Raw genomic sequence first — 15,348 nt, forward strand, 5'->3', positions numbered from 1 at the left:
TCGCACCGATAGCCCTTCCCGGTGGAGAAGGTCGACCGTCATCCGCTCTCGCAACGAGAGCTGAGAGTAATGTTGTCCCATCGCAGCAACACCTTAGCAGGTGTTGCACTTCACACGTGAGTCTAGGCAGGACCTCGGGCAGGATGGAGCGAGCGGCCGCTATCGATCGCCGACCGGGAGATGCGGATGGACGAAAACGACATGACCATCAGGCGCATCGAAGCCGCCGAGGTGGATGCGTTCCGTCGCATCCGCCTGGAGGCGCTCCAGATGGAGCCGGCCGCCTATGCCAGCAGCTATGAGGATTGGGCGGCCTTACCCGACGAAGAATGGCGGAAGCGCCTGGAAACCCCCGTTTTCGTCGCGTTTCAGCATGGCGAGCCCGTGGGGATAACCGGGCTGCTTCGGCAGCGGTCGACCAAGATGGCTCACCGCGCCACCATCGTCATGGTCTACGTGCGCCGGAGCCTGCGCGGAACGGGGCTTGCTCGGGACCTCCTGAACATGGCGGCCGGCCAGGCGCGCGACAGCGGGATTCGATTGCTGGAACTGGCGGTCAGCGCCGAGAACCCGGCCGCGATCCGCTTTTACGAGCGGGAGGGCTTCATCGAGGTCGGCCGGATTCCCGGTGGCTTTCTCCACGATGGCAGGGAGATCGACGACGTCATGATGGTGCGGCGCATCGGCTGATCGTCGGTTGGGGAGGTTTTAGGAACACCGTCCGGAGAGGCAGGGGCGCCCGATATCAGCGCGGCGCCTCTTCCGACCTGAGGTCCTCGCCTGCGCGAGGATGACGGATCGATGGAGGCGGGCGAGCTGCTAGCCGATTGTTTCGTTTGTATAATTTACCTGTTATCTCCGCGTGGGAAAAGGGACCGAGGACAGGATGAGGCGGGCGGCACATATAGGGGCCGACCGCGCGCCGCGCCCGGCCGGCGGCCTTGCGCCCGTTCAAACTGTCGCGGTCAGGCGGTGAAGCCGCCGCTGACGTCGATGACCGAGCCGGTGATGAAGCCGGCGTCGGGGCCGGCGAGAAAGACGATGGCGGCCGCCACTTCGTTCAGTTCGGCAAAGCGCGGGATGGCGTGGGAGTCCATGACGATCGGCGGCAGGTTGTCCTTCGAGGCGGCGGCCATGTCGGTGTCCATCACGCCGGCCTGCACGACATTCACCGTGATGTTGCGCCGGCCGAGATCGCGCGCCGCGCCCTTGCTGTAGCCGACCACCGCCGCCTTGCTGGCCGCGTAGTCCGTCGTACCGGCGAAGGCAATGCGCGCGCCGAGACCCGAGCCGACCGAAATGATCCGGCCACCGTCCGGCAGCACGCGGGAAGCGGCACGGATGTTGGCGATCACGCCCATGGTGTTGATCATCCACTGCCGGTCCATCGCCGCGTTGTCGATCTCGGGATCGTCGAGCGTCTGGCCCTGCCAGGCGACGGCGGCGTTGTTGACGAGGATGTCGAGGCCGCCGAGTGTCTCGACCACCTCGGCGACCAGCGGTCCGGCGGCGGCCGGGTCACCCTGATCGGCCTTGATCGCCACCGCCCGCACGCCCTTGGCCTTCAGGCGTTCGACGACGGCGGCGGCCTTGTCGGCCGACGCGACATAGCTGATGGCTACGTCGGCGCCGGCGTCGGCGAGCGCTTCGGCCGTCGCGGCGCCGAGGCCGCGCGAGCCGCCGGTGACGAGGGCGATCTTGTTCGAAAGGACTCCGGTCATGCTGTTTTCCTTGATTGATCGGTTGAAAAGTCCGGCGCCGCTACCAGGGCAGCCGCTCGTCGAGGAAGAAGAAGCCGCCGGTCGGGCCGTCGTCGCCGAGCGTCGCGTATCGAACGGCCGTATGGGCGCCGTCCTCCACGCTCATGTCCGCCCTGTCGCCGCCCATGCCCGTCCTGAGCCAGCCCGGATGGACGGCATTGATCTTGAACGGCGTGCCGCGCAGTTCCTCGGCGATCAGGATGGTGAAGGCGTTGAGCGCCGCCTTGGAGGTGTCGTAGCCGAGGGCGCGGATCGGGTAGACGGGCGACGTCGGATCGGAAAGGTGGGTGAGTGATCCCCGAATGCTCGATACGTTGACGATGCGTGGCGCCTCGGAGCGCCGGAGCAGCGGCAGCAAGGTCTGGGTGAGCCGCAGCGGTGCGAAGAAATTCACCTCGAAGGTCCGGCGCAGGTCGCTCTCGCGGGCTTCGCTCGGTTGGCGCTCGGCCGGCGTGCCGCCGTCCGGGCTGTCGATGAGGATGCCGGCGTTGTTGATCAGGATGTCGAGCCGGCGATGCGCCGCTTCGATCGCTTCTCGCGCCGCCAGGCGATCGGCTTCGCTGGTGACGTCGAGTTTCATCGCCGATGCGCTGCCGCCTTCGGCCCGCAATGCGGCGGCGGTGCCCTCCGCCTGCCGCCGGTCGCGGGCCGCGACGATCACATGCGCGCCCAGCGCAGCCAGTTGGCGGGATATCTCGACGCCGAGTCCGCGCGCCGCACCGGTGACGAGAGCGATCTTGCCGGCGGGGGAGGCCGTTGCATCCGATGTCATGGAAAGCTTTCCTTTCGGGGGCATGCGGGATAGTGGCCGGCAAGCATGCCGAGCGGCGCCATGCGCATGGATCCGCCGGTTCGATCGTCTGGCTCGGCCCTGTCGCGCACGCCGCCTCCCATAAGATACCGTTCGTTACGGTAACGATCGGTATCTTATGTGGACTTCAGGCGTCAAGCGTTTTATAATGATCGGTACCAAAACGAGGCCGAGATGGGACGTCACAGGGAATTCGATCCGGAGCGTGCTCTGGAAGCGGCGCTTGTCGTCTTCTGGCGCAAGGGCTACGAAGGCACTTCCTTCGAGGATCTGACCCAGGCGACCGGTGTGGCGCGCCCCGGCCTTTACGCCGCCTTCGGCAACAAGGAGGCGCTGTTTCTCAAGGTGCTCGACCGCTACGAAGCGACCTACGTGGCCTTCATGCGCGAAGCCCTCGGCGAGCCGCATGCGCGCGACGTCGTCCGGCGTATCCTGGAGGGCAACGCCATCGTCCACACGCTCGATGGCGAAAGCCGCGGCTGCCTCGGCATCAACGGGGCCATGGCCTGCTCGGACGAAGGCGAGCCTGTCCGGCAGGAGCTGGTCCGCCGCCGCGCCGCCAGCGAGGCCGCCCTCCGCGATCGGCTGGAGCGGGCGCGACGGGAGGGCGACCTGCCGGCGGATGCCGACAGCACCGTCCTCGCCGCCTATGTAATGACGATCGGCCAGGGCATGGCCGTGCAGGCCAAGGCCGGCGCGCCGAGGCAAAAGCTCGACGCCATCGCCGCGCACGTGCTTGCGACGTGGCCGACCGGACTGCCGGCGGCTTCCTCGGAGCGGGCCGGGACGAGGTGACGGGGTGCGGCGGCGTATTGGCTGAACGCCGGATGGGAAATATAAGGCTGTCATCCTCGCGAAGGCGAGGACCTCGGGCAGAATAAACCTCTCGGCTGATATCGCACTCATACACGCGGGAGAGCCTGATACATCCCTCCCGCCTTCTCGTCCTGAGGTCCTCGCCTTCGCGAGGATGACAGGTTAATTATATTTATGAAACAAATACCTAGCCGCGTACGGATCCATGTCGGGCCAGCGTGCAGGCTCTATCAAGCCGTCATCCCCGCGAAGGCGAGGACCTCAGGCAGGATGGAGCGATCGGTCGATATCGTCGCTTATAGCCTATCCGGCGGCCTTGGGCTCGCCCGCCTCTCGGCCGTCGAAATCGCGGATGCCCTGGCTGATCGCCCAGCAGGCGAGGCGGACGTGCTTGGGGATCGGCACCTGCCGTCCGCTGCGTTCGCCCCGCTCGTAATACTGGATCATTCGCCGCTTGAGGCCGAGGTGGTGCGCCGCCTCGTCCTGCGTCAGGCCCTGGCGCTGTCGCCAAGCGCGAAACGTCTCTGCGTCCATGCCGCTTTCACATCCCTACAACCCGAAGGAGAAAGTGCCTCAAGCCGGACGATTTGTCCACCGCGCCGAACGCCGGGACGGCGAGGAAATGGGACACCATTCCTGCTGTCATGAAACGGCAGTGGCCGGCATTAGGTTCCATCACGAGTGGTTCGCCTCCGACATTCGCCTCCGCCCGATAGCATGCCCGGCGCCAATGTCGAAGTCGTGAAAACCACCTGCAAGTCGTTGTTTCCGCTGGAGCCGGATGTCTGCCGGGATGCAAGTTCGCTCCACTCGACACCGGAGGCCGCATATGGATGCCCTGGAAGACTTCATCATCCGCGCCAAGGCGGCCACCTATGCCGGCGATGGCGCGGCGGCGGTGAGCTGCCGGCCGGGCTCGCATGACCTCCGTTTTGCCGACGGCCCCTTCCGCTATCTCGACAGCTATTTCGGCGGCGCCGACTTTTCCGGCCAGGAAGTGGTCTGGCTGGACGACCGCCCGGTGTGGGCGATGGGCTACCATGGCCGGGTGCTGCGCGACGACCTGATCAGCGGCGCGGAGGCCGGCGCCACCATCAAGGCGGCGCTTTCCGCTCTCTACGGCGAGCGCCGCTTCCTCGGCGGCTTCCGCTTCCGCCACGGCGGCCACGACTATATCGACATCGCCGATGGCGACTACCGCGCCTTCTTCGGCTTCGAGGAGATCCGGGTGCGCGACATCCGCGCCTACGGGTTGCGCTATTTCGGCGGATTCATCCGCGATTGACGCCGGTTTCGCCTGGTCTCCGGATGGCTTTCCGACTTCACGGAACTGCCGTCCAACCGTCATCGAAACGTAAACCCGCCTGCCTAGCGTTCGTGCCGAACCGCCCGCCCCGCGCATGAAGGGGCCGTTTTCGGGAGTGCGCCATGAACCGCCGTGAATTCCTGATGGCCAGTACGGTCGCCGGCCTCGCCGCGTCGACCCGCTTCGCCGCCGCCGCGACCCGCATCGACATGTACACGTCGTCCGACGCCAATGTCTCGGACTTCTACGGCAACGTCGTCAAGCCGGCCTTCGAGGCGGCCAATCCGGGCCTGGAACTCAACGTGGTGATCGCCCGGCCGCAGGCGGCGCTCGACGCGGTGGTGCAGCGGGCGCTCGCCGCGCTCTCCACCAAGTCCGATCCGCAGCTCGACTTCATCGAGCAGTACGAGCCGACGCTGCCGGCCGGCGGCATCGAGGCGGGCCTGTGGACCGACTTCGGCAAGGCCGGCCTCAAGAGCTACGCCGCAGTCAACAAGCTGGCGATCCAGACCCCCTATGGCCTGCCCTACCGCGGCTCGCAGGTGCTCATCGCCTACGACACCACCAAGCTCTCCAAGGACAAGGTGCCGAAGACCTTCCCGGACCTCGTCGCCTGGATCAAGGCCAACCCCGGCGAGTTCATCTACAACCGTCCCGACAAGGGCGGCTCGGGCAACAACTTCGTCAACCGCGCGGTGCACGAGGTGTCGGGCCGCGATCCCCTGAAGTTCACGGTCGACAACTATTCCCAGGCCACCGCCGACGAGGTGCTCGGCAAGACCTGGGCGCTGCTCGGCGACCTCGCGCCGTCGCTCTACCAGGGCGGCGCCTACACCGCCGGCAACACCGCCTCGCTGCAACTGCTCGCCCAGGGCGCGGTGACCATGATCCCGGCCTGGTCCGACCAGACGCTGCAGGCGATCGCCAAGGGCGTGCTGCCGGAGACCACCGGCCTGGTGCAGCTCACCGACCTCGCGCTGTGCGGCGGCTTCTCCCAGGCGGTGATCCCGACCAATTCGGCCCATTTCGAGGGATCGCTGAAGCTCGCCGACTTCCTGCTGTCGCAGGAGATGCAGACGGCCATCATCGAGAAGCTCGGCGGCTTCCCCGGCGTCGACTGGTCGAACCTGCCGCAGGCGCTGCACGACAAATATGCCGACGTCATCCCGTCCTCCATCCCCACCTTCCCGGCCGGCGACTGGACCAAGGCGGTGCAGGATGGCTGGTACCGCAACGTCGCCCCGAATATCTCGCGCACCTGACCGGTCGCGATGATCACCGCGTCCCACCCCAGGGCAGAGGGAGGGGGGCTTTCGGGCCTCCTTCTCGTCGCCCTGCCGGTCGCCCTGTTGATCTGGCTGGTGCTGTGGCCGGTGCTGCAGGCCGTCGTCGGCACCGTGTATTTTCCGGGCAAGGGCTTCAGCCTTTCCTCCTACGCCTTCTTCTTCACCGACGCCTACAGCCTCCGCAATCTCTGGCTGACCCTCTGGGTGACCGCGCTGACCTCGGCGCTGCGCGTCGCCGTCGCCATGCCGATCGCCCTCTATCTGCGCTTCCGCTCCGGCTCGATCGCCGCGCTGGTGCAGAGCCTCGCCCTGTTCCCGCTGTTCGTGCCGTCGGTGCTGGTGGCCTATGCCTTCATCCGCGTGCTCGGCCCCAACGGCATCGTCGACACCGTGCTGGTCGCCCTCGGCCTGCCGAAGCTGCCGACGCCCTATCTGACGCCGGCCGGCCCGATCATCGGCCTCGTCTGGGAGAGGCTGCCGCTGACGTTGCTGCTGCTGCTGTCCGGGCTCGGCCGCGTCTCCATCGCCTCGGTGGACGCCGCCCGCGACCTCGGCGCCGGGGGCCTCACCATCTTCAGCCGCATCATCCTGCCGCGCATCCAGAGCTCGATCATCGTGGCGCTGGCCTTCAACGTGCTCGGCCTGTTCTCGGCCTTCACGCTGCCCTACCTGCTGGGTCCCGCCTCGCCGGAGATGATGGGGCCGTACATGCAGCGCACCTTCTCCGACAACGCCGATCCGCTCAACGCCACCACGCAGGCGGTGATCACCTTCGCCTTCTGCGCCGCCTTCGGCCTCGTCTACGTGCGCGCCATCGCCCGCGGCAGAAGGGGGCCGGCATGACCGATCTCGCGGTCCTCTCGGGTGCGGGCAAGCGGGTGCGCCGGGCGGCGGTCGACTGGACCGGCATCGCCTTCCTCGCCGGCCTCGCGGTGGTGATCCTGCTGCCGCTGATCGTCACCGCCGTCTGGGCCTTCGCCGAAGTCTGGCGCTTTCCGGCCATCGTGCCGCAGCGCATGGGCCTCGGCTACTGGCAGGACACCCTGTCGCGCAACGACGTCTGGACGGCGCTGTGGCTGTCGCTCGGCATCACCACCACGGTGACGGCGATTTCGGCGGCCATCTGCTTTCCGGCCGCCTATGCCTTCGCCCGGCTGGACTTCCCCGGCCGCAACCTGCTGTTCCTCGCCTTCCTCTCCGTGCAGGCCTTCCCGAAATTCGGCCTGATCGTCGCCACCGCCACCATCTTCCTGACGCTGCACCTGGTCGGCACTTTCTGGGGCGTGGTGCTGATCCAGCTCGTGGGCACGCTGCTCTACATGATCTGGATCCCGGTCTCCGCCTTCCAGGGCGTCGACCGGCGGCTGGAGGAGGCGGCGCGCGACGTCGGCGCCACGCCGATGCGGGTGTTCTGGTCGATCACCCTGCCGCAGGCGCTGCCGACGCTGTTCGCCGCCATCCTGATCACCTTCGTCAGCACCTTCTACGAGACCGACGCCGCCTGGCTGATCGGCCTGCCCAACGTGCGCACCATGCCGATGGTGATGATCTCCTTCATCAACAACGCCCTCGAAGTGCAATACGGCGCGGTGCTGTTCGTCTTCCTGTGGGTGCCGTCCTTCCTGTTGATGCTGGCGGCCCGTCGGGTGATGGGCGCCGACGCCTTCGCCCGGGGACTCGGCGGCTGATCTCCCTCGGAGCCTGACCCAAAACTCTACTGGGGCGGGCATCTAGCTTCGATTTCTGCGCTTCCGGTGCTCACGAACCTCATGTTCGCTCCGCTCCGGTTCTCGAAACCATCGCCATCTGCCTCGCCCCAGCGAGTTTCGGATCAGGCTCCCATTCAGGACGCTTCCCATGGCCCAGGTTCGATTGAGCGGCATCGCCAAGACGTTCGGCAAGGTTACGGCGCTCGACGCCATGGACCTCGTCATCGACGACGGCGAGCTCGTCTGTCTGCTGGGGCCGTCGGGCTCCGGCAAGTCGACGCTGTTGCGCATCATCGGCGGCTTCGAGACGCCGAGCGCCGGCGCGATCGCCATCGACGGCGTCGACGTCACCGGCCTGCCGCCGGAGCGGCGGCCGACCGCCATGGTGTTCCAGAGCCATGCTCTGTGGAGCCACATGACCGTCCACGGCAACATCGCCTTCGGGCTGAAGCTGCGCCGCCTGCCGAAATCCGAGATCCGCGACCGTGTCGAGCGGGTGCTCGACCTCGTGGGACTTGCGGGCTACGGCGGCCGCCTGCCGAGCCAGCTGTCCGGCGGCCAGCAGCAGCGGGTGGCGCTGGCCCGCTCGCTGGTGATCGAGCCGAAGATCCTGCTGCTCGACGAGCCGTTCGCCAGCCTCGACCAGCACCTCCGCGAACGCCTGCGCGACGAGGTGCGCGACATCCAGCAGCGCCTCGGCATCACCGCGGTGTTCGTCACCCACGGCCAGGACGAGGCGCTGGCCATCTCCGACCGCATCGTGGTGCTGGCCGACGGCCGCATGCAGCAGGTCGGCCGGCCGGGCGAAATCTACGCCGAGCCGAAGACCGCCTTCGTCGCCGGCTTCATCGGCGCCATGAACATGCTGGACGGCCTGTTGGCCGATGGCGAAATCGCCGCCAGCGGCTTGAGGCTCGCCGCCGAGGGCAGCGGCCCGGCCCGCCTCGCCATCCGTCCCGAGGACATCGCGCTGTCGGAGCCGGCGGACGGCCGCGCGGCGACGGTGCGGCGGATGATCGATTTCGGCGCGCATGTGGTGATCGACAGCGCGCTCGCCGACGGCACCCACCTGCGCATCCAGACCGACAAGGCGATCCGCGTCGCGCCGGGCGAGCGGATCGGCATCCGCGTCGATCGCTGGACGGTGTTCACCGAGGACGGCGAGCCGCGCCGTTACCGGTCCGACACGCTGCGTTCCTTTCGGGACGTCCGCTATGCTTGATCTCGACGAGGCCGGCCTCGACCTCTACCGCGCCGGCCACCGCACCCGCCTCAAGTGGCACATGGGGCGGCGCGTCCGCGCCGACGTGCCGTTCACGCCGAGCCGGACGGCCGAGGCGATGGCGTTCGGCGCCAGCTTCGAGGTCGACCTCAACCGGCATGCCGGCGCCGGCTTCGCGGTGCTGCACGACGCGACGCTCGACCGCGAGACCGACGGCCACGGGCCGGTGATCGCAGCCGGGCCGGACGCTCTCCGGCGGCTGAAGCTGCGCCGGCCCTCCGGCGAGATCACCGGCGAGAAGGTGCTGCTGCTCGACGATCTCGCCGCCCTGGTGCGGGCCGGTCCGGTGCATCCGGAGACGCTGATCCAGCTCGACCTCAAGGTCGGCGCCGAGGCGATCGACGCGGCCACCGTCGAGGCGTTCGCGAACGTGCTGGCGGGCGTCGCGCCGCACTTCATCCTGTCGGGCGGCGACCGCGCGGCGGTGGCGCGGCTCGGCCGGGCGACGGCCGGCCTCCATCTCGGCTTCGACCCCTGCAACGACGGAACGGTGGCGGCGATCGAAGCCGGCGCCGATCTCGACGCCTTCGTCGCCGATGCGCTGGCCGCCCTGCCGGAAGCGAGCCTCGTCTACCTCGACTATCGCGCGGTGCTGGCCGCCGACCGGCGCGGCGTCGACCTGATCGCCGCCTTCCACGCGGCGGGCAGGCGCATCGACGCCTACACGCTCGACCTCGATCATCGGGACGCCGACGCCAGCCTCAAGCGGCTGATCGAGCTCGAGGCCGACCAGATCACCACCAATGAGCCCGACGCCGTGGCGCGGCGGGCGGTGGAGCTGGGATTGGCGGAGCGAAACTGACGCGGGAGATGGAGCGCTCCGGCTTCAGCGACCACCTATATCGGCGTCTCGTTCCATCCTGCCCGAGGTCCTCGCCTGCGCGAGGATGACAGAATTATATATAGAAAACAAATTTATAGCGTCTCGCGAGCATTGCTGCCAGGGGTCTCGATCAGATGTTTGTTCCATAAATATAAAACTGTCATCCTCGCGCAGGCGAGGACCTCAGGCAGGATGGGGCGATCGGCCGATATGGCGCTCCCCTCTGGACGTTCCTCACCTCGTGAAGCGTTCCACCAACCACGGATGAACGGCCGGCGTCGCCGCGAGCACGGCGCCGGTCTCGGGAACGGCGCCGCCATCGAAGCCGCCGACCACCCCGCCGGCCTCCTCGACGATCAGCGCCGATGCCGCGTAGTCGTGCGGCGACAGGCCGTCCTCGAAGAAGGCGTCGTGCCTGTTGGCCGCCACATAGGCGATCGACAGCGCCGCCGAGCCCATCCGCCGCATGGCGGCGGCGTGGTCCATCACCTCCATCAGCACCTCGCGGTAGCGCGCCACCGGCACCGACCGCACCTGGCCGGGGATCGGCAGGCTGGCGCCGATCACCGCGTGGTCGATGTCGCGATCGCCGTGGACGGCGAGCCGGACGCCGTCGAGGAAGGCGCCGTGGCCGCGTTCGGCGCAGAACAGTTCGTCGCGCATCGGGTCGTAGACCACGCCGGCGTCGATGCGGCTGCCGCGCAGCAGGGAGATGACCACGCCGAAGAAGGGAATGCCCCAGGCAAAATTGGTGGTGCCGTCGATCGGGTCGATCAACAGGCGCGGCGCCTCGGGGCCAAGGTCGCGGTTGCCGGCCTTCTCCTCGCCGTCGATCGACCAGCCGGGGAAGGCTTCGGCGAGCGCGGCGGCGATCGCCGTCTCCACCGCCACGTCGGCCGCCGTCACGTAGTCGCGCGCCGCCTTCTCGTCGATCTTCGCCTGGCCGCAGGCGGCGAAATGCCGGCGGGCGATATCGCCACCGAGGCGGGCGGCGGCGATCATGGCGGCAAGCAGCGGCGATGGGGCTTCGATCTCGGGCATGGCGCGGACTCGGATGGGAAACGACATCCCTACATGCACCGACAACACGACAGTGCCGTGTCGCCCTTCAGGCACTGGAACTCACCGCGCCATATGCTGTTATACTCCGGACAAACACGGAGGGCCGGGCATGCAGTGGAAAGGCCGTCGCCAGAGCGACAACATCGAGGACATGCGGGGCAGCGGCGGCGGATTTTCCGGCGGCGGCCTGCGCTTTCCGGGCGGCGGTTTTCCCGGCGGCGGCGGCCGGCGCGGCGGCGGCCTTTCCATCGGCGGGCTGATCGTCGTCGGCCTGGCGCTGTGGTTCCTCGGCATCAACCCGCTGGTGCTGCTCGACGGCAGCATGGGCGGCGGCTCGTCGCTCGGCGGCGGCTCGGCGGCCATCGAGCGGCCGCGGGCCGGCGACCGCGACGAGATGCGCGATTTCGTCGCCACCGTGCTCGGCGACACCGAGGACACCTGGACGGAGATCTTCAAGGCGGAGGGCAAGCGCTACACGGCGCCGCCGCTGGTGCTGTTCTCCGGCCAGATCCGCTCGGCCTGCGGCTTCGCCAGCGCGGCGAGCGGGCCGTTCTATTGCCCCAACGATGGCAAGGTCTACATCGACCTCGCCTTCTACGACGAACTGCAGCAGACCTTCGACGCGCCCGGCGACTTCGCCCAGGCCTATGTGATCGCCCACGAGGTCGGCCACCACGTGCAGGACCTCCTCGGCGTGCTGCCGGCCTTCAACGAGCGGCGCCAGAGCCTCGGCCAGGCCCAGGCCAACGCGCTGTCGGTGCGGGTGGAGCTGCAGGCCGACTGCTACGCCGGCGTCTGGGGCCATTACGCCGAGAAGAAGGGGCTCTTGGAGCGCGGCGACCTCGAGGAGGCGCTCAACGCCGCCACCCAGATCGGCGACGACGCCATCCAGAAGCGGACGCAGGGCTACGTGGTGCCGGAAAGCTTCAACCACGGCTCGTCGGCCGAGCGCAAGCGCTGGTTCAAGATCGGCTTCGACACTGGAGACGCCGGATCGTGCGACACCTTCTCATCGGCGAAGTTGTAGATTAACCAATAAAAACAAAGGCATGAGTCTGTCATCCTGCGCGCAGGCGCAGGACCTCGGGCCGGAAAGGGCGAGGGGAATCTATCCGGCGCCCTTCGGTGGGAGAGCTATATCTGCCGCTCGTTCCATCCTGCCCGAGGTCCTGCGCCTTCGCGCAGGATGACAGGATTATATATATGAAACAGATACATAACTATTTTCAGATGCCGCATGCGATCCGCCAGTCGGCGGGATTTTAGCTGCGCGTCTTCTCCGACAATTCGGAAAAGTTCCTGATCTTGACCGAGTGATCGGGGAAATGCGCGACGATCTCCAGTTCGCCGCCCATCGCCTCGATGAAGCGGCGCAGCGTGCTGACGTACATGTCGGCGCGCTTCTCGATCTTGGCGACCGAGCCTTGGTTGATCTGGAGTGTCTGGCCGATTTCCTCCTGGGACAGTTTCAGCGCCCGCCGCACCTCGGCGAGGTTCATCTCCGCATCGAGCTGTCCGGCCATGGCTTCCGCTTCCGCGCGAGCCTCCGGGGACATGCGGGCGCGAAGCTCCGCGAAAGAATGCCTACCGGCCATCGGCTTTCTCCTTTTCCAGTTCGGCCAGATGCTCGTCATAGAGATCGTCGGCCACCGGGATCATCCGCTCGTAGAAACGTTTGTCGCCCGTCTTGTCGCCTCCGATCAGCAGGATCGCCGACCGGCGCGGATCGAAGGCGTAGAACACCCGCAAGGGCTTGCCTCCGCTTTGCACGCGCAGCTCTCGCATATGGGCGTGGCGCGAACCGCTGATGCCGCTCGAAAAAGGGAACGGCAGGTTGGGGCCGCGCTGCTCCAACTTGCGGACATGGGCGTCGATGCTGACTTGCTCCGATAGGGTGAGGTCGTCCCACCAAGCGCCGAACTCGTCGGTATATTCCACCGGCCACTGCATGGAGGAATACTATTCCGTAAAAGGACTATTTTCAAGCGCGTCCGTGAGAATTGCGCGGCCCCTGTTGACGTGTGGCCGGCGCTGGGCGGCCTCGTCGGCAGGTCGAAAGGGCGAGGGGAATCTATCCGTCACCCTTCGCCAATCGGTTCCCCCGCAAATGAAAACCGGCCCCTTCGGGCCGGCTCGTCGTCGGTTCGTGAAGCCGTTCACGCCCGCTCGGGCACCGTCGGCTCGCCCTTGGTTTCGCGGATCAGGTTGACGAAGCGCTTGAAGAGATAGTGGCTGTCCTGCGGGCCGGGCGACGCCTCCGGGTGGTACTGCACCGAGAAGGCCGGCTTGTCCTTCACCCTGAGGCCGCAGTTGGAGCCGTCGAACAGCGACACGTGGGTCTGCTCGACGCTGTCGGGCAGGCTGTCGGGGTCGACGGCGAAGCCGTGGTTCATCGAGGTGATTTCCACCTTGCCGGTGGTGTAGTCCTTGACCGGATGATTGGCGCCGTGGTGGCCCTGGTGCATCTTCTTCGTCTTGCCGCCGAGGGCGAGGCCCATCATCTGGTGGCCGAGGCAGATGCCGAAGGTCGGCACGCCGGCATCGATCACCGCCTTGATGGTCGGCACGGCGTAGTCGCCGGTGGCGGCCGGGTCGCCGGGGCCGTTACTGAGGAACACGCCGTCCGGCCGGTGGGCGAACACCTCCTCCGCCGTGGCGGTGGCCGGCAGCACCACCACCTCGCAGCCCTCGTCGACCAGCAGGCGCAGGATGTTGCGCTTGATGCCGAAGTCGAGGGCGACGACCTTGTACTTCTTGTCGATCTGGTGGCCGTAGCCCTTGTTCCAGGCCCAGCTCGCCTCGGTCCAGTCGTAGCTCTGCGGGTTGGTGACCTCGATGGCGAGGTCGAGGCCCTCGAGGCCCGTCCAGGCCGCCGCCCTGGCCTTCAGCGCCTCGAGGTCGAACTTGCCGTCGGCCGCGTGGGCGATGACGGCGTTGGGCATGCCCTTGTCGCGGATCAGCGCGGTCAGCGCCCGGGTGTCGACGCCGGTGATGCCGACGATGCCGCGTGCCGTCAGCCAGGCGTCGAAGCCCTTCAGCGACCGGTAGTTGGAGGGGTCGGTCACCTCGTCCCGCAGCACCACGCCGCGCACGCCGCTTTCGGCCGCCATGTTGACGGTCTCGATGTCCTCGTCGTTGACGCCGACATTGCCGATATGCGGGAAGGTGAAGGTGACGATCTGGCCGGCGTAGGAGGGGTCGGTGAGGATCTCCTCGTAGCCGGTCATCGCCGTGTTGAAGCAGACCTCGGCCACCGCCTCGCCGCGCGCCCCGATGCCGAAGCCCTCGATGACGGTGCCGTCGGCGAGCACCAGGACGGCGGTGGGCACGGGTTCCTGCCAGGCGGCGGTGATCATGGCGGACGCTCCTTTGGGCTGAAAAGGCATCACGGACGGCGCGGCGGCGCACAGAAAGGCCGGCGCGGCGGGCCGCCCGGCAGATCTGAGGCTACATAGGCGAGGCGGCCGGCGGCGTCAATGACGGTGGACTGGATCGGTGACTTTCAGCAGCGGTCCCATGGTCTCGATCCTGTTGGTCCAGACATAGCCGTCGAAGCCGGGCGGGATCTTGGCGGCGAGTTCCGGCGTGTCGATGCCCGTCGTGAAGTCGCCGCCGTAGGGGCCGACCAGGATCACGTCGCTGCCGGCGTCGCGCATGCGCTTCATGAAGCGGTTGGGCCAGCCCCAGACGTAAGGCGCAATATCGATCGGCAGGGCGACCAGCGTGTTGCGGCAGGCGCCCGGCAGGAACCCGGTCCAGCCATAGGCTTCGTAAGCGACGAGGCAGGCCTTGAGGGAGGATTTATCGAAGCCCTTGAGGCCGGTCACCGCCGCTTCGGCCGCCCGCGTCGGTTCCTCGCCGCCGTAGACGCCGAAGGTGGCAGCGCGGACCTTGGGATCGATATTGATGAGAGCGGCCAGCGCCTCGCCTTCCTCGGTACGGCGGCTCTTGAAGTTCACCAGGAAGGAGCGATCGGGAAAAGCGGCGTAGACCTCGTCGAGGCGGGGCATCAGGCCGACGCCCTTGCCGCGCAAGGGAAAGGTTTTGCCGCCGTCGGCGGTATAGCCATAGCCGACATCCAGCGTCTTCAGGGTCGGCCAGGGCGTTTGCTCGGTGACGCCGTGGCCGTCGGTACGGCAGTCGAGCGTCCAGTCGTGCAGCACGGCGAACACCTTGTCCGGCGTCAGGTGGACGTCGAGCTCCACCACGTCGGCGCCAGCGGCGAAGGCGGCGCGCATCGACGTGATGGTATTCTCCATGAAGTCATGGGTGAGTGGATCGATGCGGCTGGCCGTGCAGGTCTCGGCATCGACGCCGGCGTGCGAGAAGGTCTGGTGGACGCCGCGATGGGCGATGATACGGGGTGAGTCGTTGCCGGCGGGCGCGGCAAGCCATGAGGCGTTGAGAAGGTAGACGGCGCCGGCGATGACGACGACGCCACCGAGAATTTTCCTGCCGCGCATGCTGATCCCTCCGCAATAAGCGGAAGGGGT

The 15,348-nt window shown here is 67.4% G+C and carries 17 protein-coding genes; 9 read left to right on the plus strand and 8 right to left on the minus strand.

Features of this window, described 5'->3' with window-relative positions; genetic code table 11:
- Positions 1 to 186: 186 nt before the first annotated feature.
- Positions 187 to 690 (plus strand): GNAT family N-acetyltransferase, encoded by a 504-nt coding sequence (locus tag CJ014_RS22585; RefSeq protein ID WP_100082768.1) that lies wholly within the window; start codon positions 187 to 189, stop codon positions 688 to 690.
- Positions 691 to 965: 275 nt separating this feature from the next.
- On the opposite strand, the gene CJ014_RS22590 is transcribed toward CJ014_RS22585, so the two are convergent.
- Together CJ014_RS22590 and CJ014_RS22595 are read right to left on the minus strand one after the other, a co-directional pair.
- Positions 966 to 1,721, minus strand: coding sequence for an SDR family NAD(P)-dependent oxidoreductase (locus tag CJ014_RS22590; RefSeq protein ID WP_100082769.1), 756 nt, complete (start codon positions 1,719 to 1,721; stop codon positions 966 to 968).
- A gap of 40 nt (positions 1,722 to 1,761) precedes the next feature.
- Positions 1,762 to 2,532 carry an SDR family oxidoreductase gene (locus CJ014_RS22595; protein WP_100082770.1) on the minus strand — a complete coding sequence of 257 codons (771 nt, stop codon included), beginning with the start codon at positions 2,530 to 2,532 and terminating at the stop codon, positions 1,762 to 1,764.
- 213 nt (positions 2,533 to 2,745) lie between these two features.
- On the opposite strand from CJ014_RS22595, the gene CJ014_RS22600 reads away from it, so the two are divergent.
- Entirely contained in the window at positions 2,746 to 3,366 is a 621-nt protein-coding gene (locus tag CJ014_RS22600; protein WP_100082771.1) for a TetR/AcrR family transcriptional regulator, read from the plus strand.
- Between the two features lie 324 nt (positions 3,367 to 3,690).
- On the opposite strand, the gene CJ014_RS22605 is transcribed toward CJ014_RS22600, so the two are convergent.
- Positions 3,691 to 3,921 (minus strand): helix-turn-helix domain-containing protein, encoded by a 231-nt coding sequence (locus tag CJ014_RS22605; protein WP_100082772.1) that lies wholly within the window; start codon positions 3,919 to 3,921, stop codon positions 3,691 to 3,693.
- A gap of 295 nt (positions 3,922 to 4,216) precedes the next feature.
- Between CJ014_RS22605 and CJ014_RS22610 the strand changes: the two genes are divergently transcribed.
- From CJ014_RS22610 to CJ014_RS22635, 6 genes are all read left to right on the plus strand, one after another.
- The gene (locus tag CJ014_RS22610) at positions 4,217 to 4,672 is read left to right on the plus strand and encodes a DUF5680 domain-containing protein (RefSeq protein WP_100082773.1); all 456 of its coding nucleotides are present in this window, start codon (positions 4,217 to 4,219) and stop codon (positions 4,670 to 4,672) included.
- Positions 4,673 to 4,815: 143 nt separating this feature from the next.
- The gene (locus CJ014_RS22615; RefSeq protein ID WP_100082774.1) at positions 4,816 to 5,955 is read left to right on the plus strand and encodes an extracellular solute-binding protein; all 1,140 of its coding nucleotides are present in this window, start codon (positions 4,816 to 4,818) and stop codon (positions 5,953 to 5,955) included.
- Positions 5,956 to 5,964: 9 nt separating this feature from the next.
- Positions 5,965 to 6,822 (plus strand): ABC transporter permease, encoded by an 858-nt coding sequence (locus CJ014_RS22620; protein ID WP_100082775.1) that lies wholly within the window; start codon positions 5,965 to 5,967, stop codon positions 6,820 to 6,822.
- Complete coding sequence (locus CJ014_RS22625; protein WP_100082776.1) at positions 6,819 to 7,667, plus strand: ABC transporter permease; 849 nt, start codon at positions 6,819 to 6,821, stop codon at positions 7,665 to 7,667. The genes CJ014_RS22620 and CJ014_RS22625 overlap by 4 nt, the downstream gene beginning before the upstream one ends.
- Before the next feature lie 169 nt (positions 7,668 to 7,836).
- Positions 7,837 to 8,910 (plus strand): ABC transporter ATP-binding protein, encoded by a 1,074-nt coding sequence (locus CJ014_RS22630; RefSeq protein WP_100082777.1) that lies wholly within the window; start codon positions 7,837 to 7,839, stop codon positions 8,908 to 8,910.
- Positions 8,903 to 9,772, plus strand: coding sequence for a glycerophosphodiester phosphodiesterase (locus tag CJ014_RS22635; RefSeq protein ID WP_100082778.1), 870 nt, complete (start codon positions 8,903 to 8,905; stop codon positions 9,770 to 9,772). The genes CJ014_RS22630 and CJ014_RS22635 overlap by 8 nt, the downstream gene beginning before the upstream one ends.
- Positions 9,773 to 10,027: 255 nt before the next feature.
- On the opposite strand, the gene CJ014_RS22640 is transcribed toward CJ014_RS22635, so the two are convergent.
- Positions 10,028 to 10,834 (minus strand): inositol monophosphatase family protein, encoded by an 807-nt coding sequence (locus tag CJ014_RS22640; RefSeq protein WP_100082779.1) that lies wholly within the window; start codon positions 10,832 to 10,834, stop codon positions 10,028 to 10,030.
- Between the two features lie 130 nt (positions 10,835 to 10,964).
- Here CJ014_RS22640 and ypfJ point away from each other — a divergent pair, with 130 nt between their 5' ends.
- Positions 10,965 to 11,882, plus strand: a complete 918-nt coding sequence (gene ypfJ / locus CJ014_RS22645) for a KPN_02809 family neutral zinc metallopeptidase (protein WP_100082780.1) — start codon at positions 10,965 to 10,967, stop codon at positions 11,880 to 11,882.
- Positions 11,883 to 12,117: 235 nt separating this feature from the next.
- Here ypfJ and CJ014_RS22650 read toward each other — a convergent pair whose 3' ends face one another.
- From CJ014_RS22650 to CJ014_RS22665, 4 genes are all read right to left on the minus strand, one after another.
- Complete coding sequence (locus CJ014_RS22650; RefSeq protein ID WP_245427569.1) at positions 12,118 to 12,378, minus strand: XRE family transcriptional regulator; 261 nt, start codon at positions 12,376 to 12,378, stop codon at positions 12,118 to 12,120.
- 61 nt (positions 12,379 to 12,439) lie between these two features.
- Positions 12,440 to 12,805, minus strand: a complete 366-nt coding sequence (locus CJ014_RS22655; protein ID WP_100082782.1) for a type II toxin-antitoxin system RelE/ParE family toxin — start codon at positions 12,803 to 12,805, stop codon at positions 12,440 to 12,442.
- A 206-nt stretch (positions 12,806 to 13,011) separates the two neighbouring features.
- Positions 13,012 to 14,211: a glutamine-hydrolyzing carbamoyl-phosphate synthase small subunit gene (gene carA, locus CJ014_RS22660; protein WP_100082783.1), complete on the minus strand. Its 1,200-nt coding sequence runs from the start codon at positions 14,209 to 14,211 to the stop codon at positions 13,012 to 13,014.
- 117 nt (positions 14,212 to 14,328) lie between these two features.
- Positions 14,329 to 15,318 carry a glycerophosphodiester phosphodiesterase family protein gene (locus tag CJ014_RS22665; RefSeq protein ID WP_100082784.1) on the minus strand — a complete coding sequence of 330 codons (990 nt, stop codon included), beginning with the start codon at positions 15,316 to 15,318 and terminating at the stop codon, positions 14,329 to 14,331.
- Positions 15,319 to 15,348 lie beyond the last annotated feature (30 nt).

This window comes from Pleomorphomonas carboxyditropha (genome assembly GCF_002770725.1).
In the GTDB taxonomy this organism is placed as follows: Bacteria; Pseudomonadota; Alphaproteobacteria; order Rhizobiales; family Pleomorphomonadaceae; genus Pleomorphomonas; species Pleomorphomonas carboxyditropha.